Source organism: Flavobacterium sp., from assembly GCF_027533505.1.
Classification (GTDB): domain Bacteria; phylum Bacteroidota; class Bacteroidia; order Flavobacteriales; family Flavobacteriaceae; genus Flavobacterium.
On sequence record NZ_JAPZUB010000008.1, the window covers coordinates 103721 to 114593 of the forward strand.

Genomic DNA, 10873 nt, shown 5'->3' on the forward strand with positions numbered 1-10873 from the left:
AAAAAGGACAACGTATACGTTGCCCTTTTCCTTTATTTTTTACACGCCTGGTATTCTTTGGCGATGGTGATTAAATTTCGTTCTATTTTCAAATCCATTTCGCCTTTTCGAATCGAGGTGGCCGTTGCGGGACAAGCTTTGAGGTAGTCGGCCAAAACGGGCGCCAATTCATCGGTGTCGCGTCGGTCAATCATCTGTCCTTTGGATTCGCTTTTAATTTTCATCACATAACGATCGGTTTCGACAGGGTCTTGCAATACTAAAATGGCGTCTTCTTTATAAATCAATTGATAAAAATAAGCATTGTCAAAACTCAGGTTCCCCATATTTTGTAATTTTTTCATCGAATCGCCTTTCACTGCCATACCGTAATAAAAGGTTTCTTGACCTTGCTCTTGAATGCAAAAGTACGCCCCACTGTTGGCTTTAAACGATTTAGTGCGTTCCTGATTTTTATCGTTTTTGTAGGTAATGGAAACCGTTTTTCCAAATCGATCAGCCGTATTTTCAGGGAGTACTTGCCCGGTTTGGTTGACATCCAACATTTGAAAATTAATACTTATGATTCCAGTATATTTCACGCCTTCTTCATCAATTAAATAGCCTGGTTTTTGGTAAATATTGACACTGCGTTCTTTGGCTAAATTAATTTTTGCTTGTTGCAATTGCTGTTGTTCCATCTTCGCTTGATGGTTTAACATATACCCTCGACTCACTAAGTCGCACAAAAATTCGTACAAGAATGTGCTGTTGGTATTGTTATACTGACTTTTGATATAAAAATCATAGTTTTTGCCATCATAAGTTTCAATACGGTATTTATAAAAGTCCATAGCGGTATTGGATAATCGCGCTACGGGTATCCCATCCAAGTCATAAACGGTAACATATTGATTAACGCCATTACCTACTACATAGGGTTTGGCTTGAATACTTCCCACTATCGTCAGACGGCCGTTGAGGTTCATTGTAATGCTATTATCGGCTTTGATTTGGGGATTCAATGAACTCTTTACTTGTTGCACTTTGCGTTTTTGTTCGTCGGCTTCAAACTTGGCCGAAGCAACGATTTTGCCGTATTTTTCACTCAACGATTCTCGCGGTGTATCAAAGAATGTTTTCAATGCATCTTCATTGATCCCTTTTTCGTTGATAAGATTGTACTTTACGGCCAATAAGTGCACAATAATGCGATCGGAGTTAAAGGCGGTAATCAATACTTCATACGGAATTTCTGTTTTTTGTTTACCATCGGCGGAAGTAATTTCCAACCAGTTATACATTTGCATTTCATTGGCATTAAGTCCTTTGTATGCGACAGTAAATCGTTTTTCACCACTCAACGTTCCTATTTCCAAATGGTCGCGATACGGTTCTTTGACGGTAGCTACTTCCACTTTATCCCATAGAACTTTGTCTTTTTTTAATTGAATTTTCTGGGCCATAGCGGTCAAGCCCAAGGTCAAGCACCATAATAAAATACTATTTTTCATTTTCTTGATTTTTAGTAAAGATAGGATTTAAAGTTATGCCAAAAATAAAACCGGTGCATGAACACCGGTTTTTTATATTCATTTCTAGAGCGATTTAACTTTCTTGCTCTTTGTCTAAATATTCTTGAACAATTTCAATGGCATTTGTTACCACATCACTCAAAGCCGTAATAAAGCTTCCTTCTTCTGCCGTACTGATGGCATGCTTGATGGCCTCGGTTTCTTTGGTGATAATTTCATGAGTGACACTCGATCCACTTTCTTGAATTCCCTCCATAATGAGTCCGATAATTTCCTCTTCTGTACGGCCACGCAAGTGTTTTTCTTGTCGAATGATAATATGATCAAACATACGGGCGGCAATCGTTGCACATTCTTTGATGTCCTCATCCCGACGGTCCCCAACTCCTGCAATGATACCAATTTTTTTGGTGGCTTCAACATTGGATAAGAAATCTTCAATGCCACGGTAGCCTGCAGGATTGTGCGCAAAGTCGATCATCACTTTGAATTTTTTAAACTCAAAAATGTTCATACGTCCGGGCGTTTGTGCCGCGCCAGGAATAAACGTTTGTAATGACAAACTGATATCTTCGGTTTTGAAACCGTGAAGATAGCCTGCTAGTGCTGCTGCCAAGACGTTGGCAATCATGAATTTGGCTTTTCCCCCCATGGTTAGCGGAATATGCGTGGCGCGTTCGACACGGATTTTCCATTCTCCGCGTTTGATGGTAATGAATCCATTTTCGTATACAGCAACAATTTTTCCTTCTTTTGAAAGTTCCCGAGCTTTGGGACTGTTTTCATCCATCGAAAAATAGGCAATTTGACAACTTAAGTCTTGTGCAATTTTCATACAATGCTCATCATCGGCATTCAAAATCGCCCAACCATCTTTTTTTACACTGCGAACGACCACACTTTTTACACGAGCCAAATCATCTAAGGTATGGATATCCTGTAGGCCGAGATGATCTTCTTGAATGTTGGTGATTATGGCAATATCACAACGGCTGAAGCCCAAACCCGAGCGAAGAATGCCACCGCGAGCCGTTTCTAAAACAGCAAATTCCACTGTAGGATCTTTCAGGATATATTCGGCCGAAATGGGTCCTGTGGTATCGCCTTTTTCCATCATGTGGTTCTGAACGTAGATCCCGTCGGAGGTGGTAAAACCCACGCGGAAACCATTGTTTTTGACCATGTGCGCAATCAAACGGGTGGTGGTTGTCTTCCCATTGGTTCCCGTAATCGCAATAATCGGAATACGCGACGGTTTACCGGGGGGGTATAACATGTCAATGACCGGTGAAGCTACGTTTCTTGGCAACCCTTCAGAGGGGGCTAAGTGCATTCGGAATCCTGGCGCCGCATTGACCTCCAAAATACATCCCCCCGTTTCTTTAAGGGGTTGCGTTAAATTGGGGGCCATAATATCAATACCACACACATCCAAACCAATCACACGAGCGATGCGCTCACATAAGAAAATGTTTTCGGGGTGCATCATGTCGGTCACGTCAACAGAGGTTCCCCCTGTGCTCAGATTGGCCGTAGATTTTAAATAGACAATTTCATCTTTGGCAGGTACGGTATTCAAATCATAGCCTTTTTTGGTTAAAAGGTCAGTAGTATCTCTATCTACGGTAATTTCAGTCAACACATTTTCGTGTCCGTACCCTCGGCGCGGATCTCTATTGGTTTCATCGATAAGTTGTTGAATGGAATTAACACCATCGCCTTTCACGTGAGCCGGTTCGCGTAAAGCGGCTGCCACCAATTTATTGTCAATCACCAACACACGGAAATCAAATCCAGTGATAAATTTTTCAACGATAACTCTTCGGCTGTAGTTTTTGGCATGGGCGAGCCCCGCTTTGGCATCTTCTATATTTTGCACATTAATAGATGCCCCTTTACCGTGGTTGCCGTCCAAGGGCTTGATGACAATGGGAAAGCCAATTTTTTTAATGACCATTTCCAAATCCTCCTCATCCACACAAATGCCTCCGCTAGCGACAGGAATAGAGGCCATATCCAACATGCGTTTGGTTTCTTCTTTATTGCAGGCAATATCTACGGCGATGTTACTGGTTTTACACGTTATGGTCGCTTGAAAACGCATTTGATTTACGCCATAACCCAATTGAACAAGAGAGTTAGTGCCCAAGCGAATCCAAGGAATATCGCGTGCTACCGCCTCATCGACTATACTTCCAGTAGAGGGGCCGAGACGAACCCGTTCCCGAATTTCACGCATTTTTTGAATATCGTCTTGCACATCATAGTCGGTGCCTGCAATTAAGGCTTCGGCAATGCGCACAGAAGCTTCAGCGGCATACATCCCTACGCTCTCTTCCACATAACTGAAAACGACATTATACACGCCTGGGGTTTTGGTTTCACGGGTGCGTCCAAAACCCGTTTCCATGCCGGCGAGCGTTTGAATTTCAAGGGCAATATGTTCAATCACATGCCCCATCCAAGTTCCGCGATCAATGCGGGAGAAGAATCCACCGCGCACGCCTTCTGAGCAACGGTGTTCAATCATGGTAGGAAACATGGCTTCAATGCGTTCGCGAAATCCTGAAATTTTGTTGGTGGGTTTTTCTTCCATGTCTTCCAGGTCGAGACGCATTTGGATTAGTTTTTTGCGTTGTACACTCCAAATATTGGGTCCACGCAGGGCCTGAATCTTTTCAATTTTCATAAAACAAGGGTCTTGGGTTGAATTTAGCTAACGAATTTGTTAAAAATAAGGAATTATTTTTTTGATTGTACGATTTGATTGCGAAAAAATAAATTTGAAAAACTATACTTCTGAAATTCAGGAAAATGATTTTTTAGATTGTTGCCTATGTCGTGGAAAACTTGGGGAAAACTCCTGGGCTAATTGTGAAGAAAACGTTTGCGAAATGTATTGAAATGGTTATTTTTACCCCCATGAAAATACTAGGAAAATTGATCATTATCGGGGGGGCAGTAGACAAAGGAAGTTTTACCGAAACCGATTTGGATACGACAGCGCCTCAAAATTTAAACTTCTTTGAGGAAGGTATTTTAAAACGTATCATCAAAGAATCCTTACATAAAGAGAATTCACGTATCGAGGTGATAACGACAGCTTCGAAAATTCCGAGACAAATCGGACCCGAATATGTGAAGGCTTTTAATTATTTGGGCGCTCACAATGTGGATGTTCTGTATATTGAAAAGCGGGAACAAGCCATGGATCCCGAAATCATTCAGCGTTTGCGCGAGGCCGATGTGGTCATGTTTACGGGTGGCGACCAATTGCGACTGACTTCTATTTTGGGAGGGACTCCTTTTCACGATTTGTTACTCGATAAATACCGAAACGAGTATTTTATTTATGCCGGAACTTCGGCAGGGGCAGCGGCAGCTTCCAACAATATGATTTATCAAGGAAGTAGTAGCGAAGCCTTGTTGAAAGGAGAAGTAAAAATTACATCAGGATTGGGATTGATTGACGATGTGGTGATTGATACCCATTTTGTACAACGCGGGCGCATCGGACGCTTGTTTCAAGCGGTAGTTGGAAATCCTAAAGTGTTGGGGGTCGGACTCGGAGAAGATACCGGTTTGTTTATTGCCAATGGCAAACAAATGGAAGCGATTGGTTCCGGATTGGTTATTTTGGTCGACGGACGCGAAATTAAAGATACCAATTTGACCCAAGTCGAGTTGGGACAACCCATTTCGATCAACCATTTGGTGACGCATGTGTTGAGTAAGAACGATACCTTTGATTTGGATACGTTTAAAATGACGATCAAATCATCACAATACGTTTAATTTTTGAAAGTATAGGTTTTTTGGTTTTTAATCAAAAACCTGAAACCTGACACGAGGCTTTAGCCGACTGATGTAGCGAAGCGAAATAAACCTGAAACTTGAAACTTTTCCATGAATCCCACACGAATCATCATCCACGGCGGTTTTTTTTCAGAATCGTCAACCAGTTTGGAAACAAAAGTCGCCAAACAACAAGCGTTATTGCGTATTGTGAAAGAAGCGTATGCTTATTTACAGACACACTCGGCCTTAGAGGCGGTGGTTTATGCAGTGTCGTTATTGGAAGATGATGCCTTGTTTAATGCGGGGATTGGCTCGCAGATTCAGAGTGATGGCAAGATTCGCATGAGTGCTTCGTTGATGGATAGCGTTACGATGAAAATGAGTGGCGTGATTAATATTGAAGACGTCAAAAATCCGATTCAAGTGGCGCAGCATTTACTAGCGGTGGACGACCGAATTTTGAGTGGGGAAGGGGCAACGGCCTATGCGCGTGCCAACGGATTTGAAGCCTTTTCGACCGAAATTCCGCAACGTCGTGCCGAGTATGAAGCCAAAGTAGCTGCTACGCGTTTGGGCACGGTAGGTTGTGTGGCGCTGGATGCCGAAGGCAGCATTGCAGTGGCTACGTCAACAGGAGGGAAAGGATTTGAGTTGGTGGGACGCGTATCGGATTCAGCGACGGTGGCCGGGAATTACTGCAATGCCGATTGTGGCGTGAGTTTGACGGGTGTAGGCGAAGATATTGTTTCGGGGGCGGTTGCGGCCAAAATCGTGACGCGCGTGACCGATGGTTTTGCATTAGAAGATGCTTTTGCTAAAACGTTTGCTGAGTTAACCCCTTTTGATGGATTTGCTGGCGCGATTGCGATTGCGAAAGACGGGACAATGTTTCATCAAGATTCCCATCCGAGTATGGTGTTTGCGAGTTATGATGGGGAGAAAGAAGACGTTTTTCAGTAAGAAGAAAGAGCAAAGAAGCAAGAGTAAAGAAGCAAGAGCAAAGAAGCAAGAGCAAAGAAGCAAGAAGAAAGTTAGCAGTATTAATTTTGAACTCCGTATAATTGAAGAAGTTAATTTTTTTATTTGCTTTTATTTTTATCAGCTGTTCTACAAAGAACGAAGTGAAGAATATTGAATTTATGGCTTATAATTGGAATGTTTCTGAGCCAAAAAATGACCAAAAACCAAAGTTTGAAATTCAGCCAGAAATTTATTCGATTATTGAACTAAATGGAGAAAACAGAACTTACACATGCGATTTTCGTCCAAATAAAGTGGAAAAATATTTCGAAGCAAAGATTGACAGAAATAGCATAGATAGCCTAGTTAAAGGAGTTGATTTACTCTCCAAAGAATATAAAAGTGTTATACATTATGATTCAAATATTGGGTGCATAAAACCCTTACCAATTTTAAAAATTAAAGTAAATTATAGTGATAATACATCAAAATCTTATTACTACAATTTTACAGAAAATGAAAAGAAATATTCTTCAATTAGAAATCTTTACAGAAGTTTAAAAATAATTGAAATTGGTGAAACTTATCATAAAATAGATATAAACAGTAATCTGGAAAATAAAAAAATAGAGTTTATAAAAAAATCTATGAAGGAAGACACAACAGCATTCCCAAAACCTAGAAAATTGGTATTTGAAGTTGAAGGATAAAAATTACTACTGCTAAAAGCTGCTAGCCGCTATGCGTGGTATGCTCTAGTTTGGTGGTTGGTTTACAAGACCCGAATTTTACGAACGGTGCTTAGCAAAAACATTTATCTTAGTAAGAAATAATCGTTTCGCTTTATCGCCACGGTCGTCTAGCGTCTGAACGATTAAAGAAGCCCCGATTGAACCTCGGGGTTTCTTTTTTATACGGATTTGCGTGAAGGATCGCAGCGGCAGCCCGAAGGTGGAGCGCTAGCGGAACCGCACGGCTACAGCGGAGAGCCTGACAGCGGCGGAAGGATGGAGCCGGTGGCACGCCCAAAAATAAAAAATCCCAACCTTACGATTGGGATTTGATATAGTGAGTAAATTGAATCTGGTTGTACAAACGTTTTTATTTTACTTTATTCACGATAGCTTTGAAAGCTTCTGGGTGATTCATCGCTAAATCAGCCAATACTTTACGGTTCAATTCGATACCGTTTTTCTTCACTAATCCGATGAATTGGGAGTAACTCATTCCTTCTAAACGAGCTCCAGCGTTGATACGCTGAATCCATAAAGCGCGGAAGTTTCTCTTTTTCTGCTTTCTATCACGGTATGCATAAAGCATTGCTTTTTCTACCGCGTTTTTCGCAACTGTCCAAACGTTTTTACGACGGCCAAAGAAACCTTTAGCCTGCTTCATCATTTTTTTTCTACGTGCTCTTTTAGCAACTGAATTTACTGATCTTGGCATAATTTTTTAAATTTTTTTGAAGTAGGCGCACAATTGAATGTGCTTGAGGGGCCCAGCTCCAGGGTTATGAAATAATTTTAACCGTAAAGGCAATTATACGATACGTAATTGCTCTTTTACACTACGCTCGTCACTTGGGTGAACCAAAGCCGCGTGCGTTAACGCTAATTTGCGTTTTTTAGACTTTTTAGTCAAAATATGACTTTTAAAAGCGTGCTTTCTTTTGATTTTACCAGAACCAGTCACTTTAAAGCGCTTTTTGGCACTGGATTTTGTTTTCATTTTAGGCATAATTTCCCAAATTTATTGCGATTCAATTTACTCAATTTCGTACCGCGACGACGGGTTGCTTCGAAAATTTCCGAAACATATACGTCGGGAAGGCGGCTTTATTTTTTCTTTTTGGGTGCGATGAACATAATCATTCGCTTCCCTTCCAACACCGGCAGTGCTTCTACTTTTCCGTGTTCTTCCAAATCTTGCGCCAAACGGAGTAACAAGATTTGACCTTGTTCTTTGTAAATAATCGAGCGGCCTTTGAAGAAAACAAACGCTTTCAATTTCGAACCCTCTTTCAAGAACTTTTCGGCGTTCTTCTTTTTGAATTCGTAATCGTGCTCATCGGTTTGTGGGCCAAAACGAATTTCTTTTACCGTAATCTGTGACGATTTGGCTTTCAGTTCTTTTTCCCGTTTCTTTTGTTGGTACAAAAACTTGCCATAATCCATCAATTTACATACCGGCGGATCGGCATTGGGTGAAATCTCCACCAAATCCACTTCCAATTCCTCGGCCAAGCGCAAGGCTTCCGTGATTTTGTAGACTCCAGGTTCAACGTTGTCGCCAACTAAACGAACCTCCTGCACACGAATATTGGTATTGATTCGGTGTGCGTCTTTTTTTTCTTCGCGAGGTTTGTAACTACCTCTGTTATTTCTAATTGCTATGGCTTTTTTATTTTATCCTGTTGCCAGGGGGTTATACTTCAAATGATTTTAATGATTTTCCGATTTCTTCTTGAACAAGTCCAACAAAATCTTCGATAGCCATCGTACTATTGCCTTTGCCTTCTTGTCCATGACGGCGCACGGAAACGGTTCCGTTTTTCTCTTCTTCTTCACCCACAATCAACATAAACGGCATTTTTTGCATCTCCGCTTCACGGATTTTCTTGCCAATCGTCTCGTTGCGGTTGTCAATTAGGGCGCGAATTTCGCTATTTTCCAGCAAACTTAAAACTTTTTGTGCATAATTTTCATATTTCTCACTCAAAGACAGGATGATAGCTTGTTCGGGCATTAACCACAACGGGAAGTTTCCAGCCGTATGTTCGAGCAAAATCGCGATAAAGCGTTCCATCGATCCAAAAGGCGCACGGTGAATCATCACAGGGCGGTGCAACTTATCATCCGACCCTTTGTAGGTTAGCTCAAAACGCTCGGGTAGGTTGTAATCCACTTGAATGGTTCCCAACTGCCAACTACGACCTAAGGCATCTTTCACCATAAAGTCAAGTTTCGGACCGTAAAAGGCGGCTTCACCACTTTCAATAACGTAGTTCAGTCCTTTATCTCGTGCTGCATTAATGATGGCGTTCTCTGCTTTTTCCCAGTTTTCAACGCTACCAATATATTTATCGGGGTTGTCCAAATCGCGCACCGATACTTGTGCTGTAAAGTTCTCAAATCCGAGCGAACCAAACACGTACAATACCAAATCGATAACCTTTTTGAACTCCGAATCCAACTGTTCTGGCGTACAGAAAATGTGGGCATCGTCTTGCGTGAATCCGCGCACACGGGTCAATCCATGCAATTCCCCCGATTGCTCATACCGATACACCGTACCAAATTCGGCATAACGTTTCGGTAAATCTTTGTACGACCAAGGTTTGGTGTTATAAATCTCACAGTGGTGGGGACAGTTCATGGGTTTTAATAAGAACTCTTCTCCTTCTGCAGGGGTATGTATGGGTTGGAAACTGTCGGCGCCGTATTTGGCATAGTGTCCCGAAGTCACGTACAATTCTTTTTGTCCAATATGGGGCGTTACCACTTGTTCGTAACCCGCTTTCTTTTGTGCACGCTTTAAAAACTGCTCCAAACGATCGCGTAAAGCCGCTCCTTTGGGTAACCATAACGGTAAGCCTTGCCCCACTTTTTGCGAAAAAGCGAATAATTCCAACTCTTTCCCCAATTTACGGTGGTCACGACGTTTTGCTTCTTCCAGCAATTCCAAGTATTCCGTCAAATCTTTTTGTTTCGGGAACGAAATCCCATAGACACGGGTCAATTGCTTGTTTTTTTCATCCCCGCGCCAATAGGCTCCTGCTACACTCATGATTTTCATCGCTTTGATTAATCCGGTGTTCGGAATATGTCCCCCACGACATAAGTCAAAGAAATTGGAGTGGTCACAAAAAGTGATTGTTCCGTCTTCCAAATTCGAGATCAACTCAGTTTTATATTCGTTGTCTTTATAGATTGCTAAAGCCTCTGCTTTGGAAACCGAACGCATTTTGAACTCGTGTTTTTCACGCGCAATCTCCAACACGCGGTCTTCGATTTTTTTGAAATCGGCATCCGTTATTTTATGCTCCATGAAATCCACATCGTAATAGAACCCATTATCGATAGCAGGACCGAGGGTTAACTTGATGCCAGGGTAGATTTCTTGCAAAGCTTGCGCCATGACGTGCGAGGTAGAATGCCAAAAGGCTTTCTTCCCCTCCAGATCATTCCATGTGTACAATACCAAACTGCCGTCCGTGGTTAAAGCCGTTTCGGTTTCCACCGTAGTGCCGTTAAATGAGGCCGAAATTACATTTCGCGCCAATCCTTCACTAATACTTTTGGCCACTTCCATCGGAGTCACGCCCGCGGAAAACGCCTTAATCGAACCGTCTGGTAAAGTAATCTGAATCATTCCGTTTATTTTAATGGAGTGCAAATATAAGGTATTGGTGTGTCCCTACAAACAATGATACTATATAGTCATCCCTTAAAAAACAAATAACTGTCTGATTGTTATTTTATTACAATAAAATTTAGCTAGAAATAGATGATAATTATTGCCAAAAATGGTATATTTGAGTATAAAATAGTGGCAATATGTTAGGCAAAATAAAACCCGATTTACAACAAAATTTATTCAAA

At 41.6% G+C, this 10873-nt stretch carries 9 protein-coding genes; 3 read left to right on the forward strand and 6 right to left on the reverse strand.

Translation table 11 applies throughout. From position 1 onward, the window contains the following. Nucleotides 1-32 precede the first annotated feature (32 nt). Nucleotides 33-1493, reverse strand: a complete 1461-nt coding sequence (locus O9316_RS02730; RefSeq protein WP_298203688.1) for a hypothetical protein — start codon at nucleotides 1491-1493, stop codon at nucleotides 33-35. A gap of 94 nt (nucleotides 1494-1587) precedes the next feature. Continuing rightward, nucleotides 1588-4203, reverse strand: a complete 2616-nt coding sequence (cphA, locus tag O9316_RS02735) for a cyanophycin synthetase (protein ID WP_298203687.1) — start codon at nucleotides 4201-4203, stop codon at nucleotides 1588-1590. Nucleotides 4204-4436: 233 nt separating this feature from the next. Between cphA and O9316_RS02740 the strand changes: the two genes are divergently transcribed. The 3 genes from O9316_RS02740 to O9316_RS02750 all read left to right on the forward strand — a co-directional run bounded on the left by O9316_RS02740 (nucleotide 4437) and on the right by O9316_RS02750 (nucleotide 6982). Next, on the forward strand, nucleotides 4437-5309 hold the full coding sequence (locus O9316_RS02740) for a cyanophycinase (RefSeq protein WP_298203686.1): 873 nt from the start codon (nucleotides 4437-4439) through the stop codon (nucleotides 5307-5309). Nucleotides 5310-5420: 111 nt separating this feature from the next. Next, nucleotides 5421-6272, forward strand: coding sequence for an isoaspartyl peptidase/L-asparaginase (locus O9316_RS02745; protein WP_298203685.1), 852 nt, complete (start codon nucleotides 5421-5423; stop codon nucleotides 6270-6272). Between the two features lie 179 nt (nucleotides 6273-6451). Continuing rightward, the gene (locus O9316_RS02750; RefSeq protein WP_298346940.1) at nucleotides 6452-6982 is read left to right on the forward strand and encodes a hypothetical protein; all 531 of its coding nucleotides are present in this window, start codon (nucleotides 6452-6454) and stop codon (nucleotides 6980-6982) included. 391 nt (nucleotides 6983-7373) lie between these two features. Here the strand turns inward: O9316_RS02750 and rplT are convergent, their stop codons facing one another. The 4 genes from rplT to thrS form a co-directional block, all read right to left on the reverse strand. After that, nucleotides 7374-7718, reverse strand: a complete 345-nt coding sequence (rplT, locus tag O9316_RS02755; RefSeq protein ID WP_073363906.1) for a 50S ribosomal protein L20 — start codon at nucleotides 7716-7718, stop codon at nucleotides 7374-7376. Nucleotides 7719-7811: 93 nt separating this feature from the next. Next, on the reverse strand, nucleotides 7812-8009 hold the full coding sequence (gene rpmI, locus O9316_RS02760; protein WP_073363905.1) for a 50S ribosomal protein L35: 198 nt from the start codon (nucleotides 8007-8009) through the stop codon (nucleotides 7812-7814). A 98-nt stretch (nucleotides 8010-8107) separates the two neighbouring features. Further along, a complete protein-coding gene (gene infC, locus O9316_RS02765; protein WP_073363903.1) occupies nucleotides 8108-8659 on the reverse strand; it encodes a translation initiation factor IF-3 in 552 nt (183 codons plus the stop codon). Nucleotides 8660-8696: 37 nt separating this feature from the next. Continuing rightward, nucleotides 8697-10643 (reverse strand): threonine--tRNA ligase, encoded by a 1947-nt coding sequence (gene thrS, locus O9316_RS02770; RefSeq protein ID WP_298203683.1) that lies wholly within the window; start codon nucleotides 10641-10643, stop codon nucleotides 8697-8699. Nucleotides 10644-10873 lie beyond the last annotated feature (230 nt).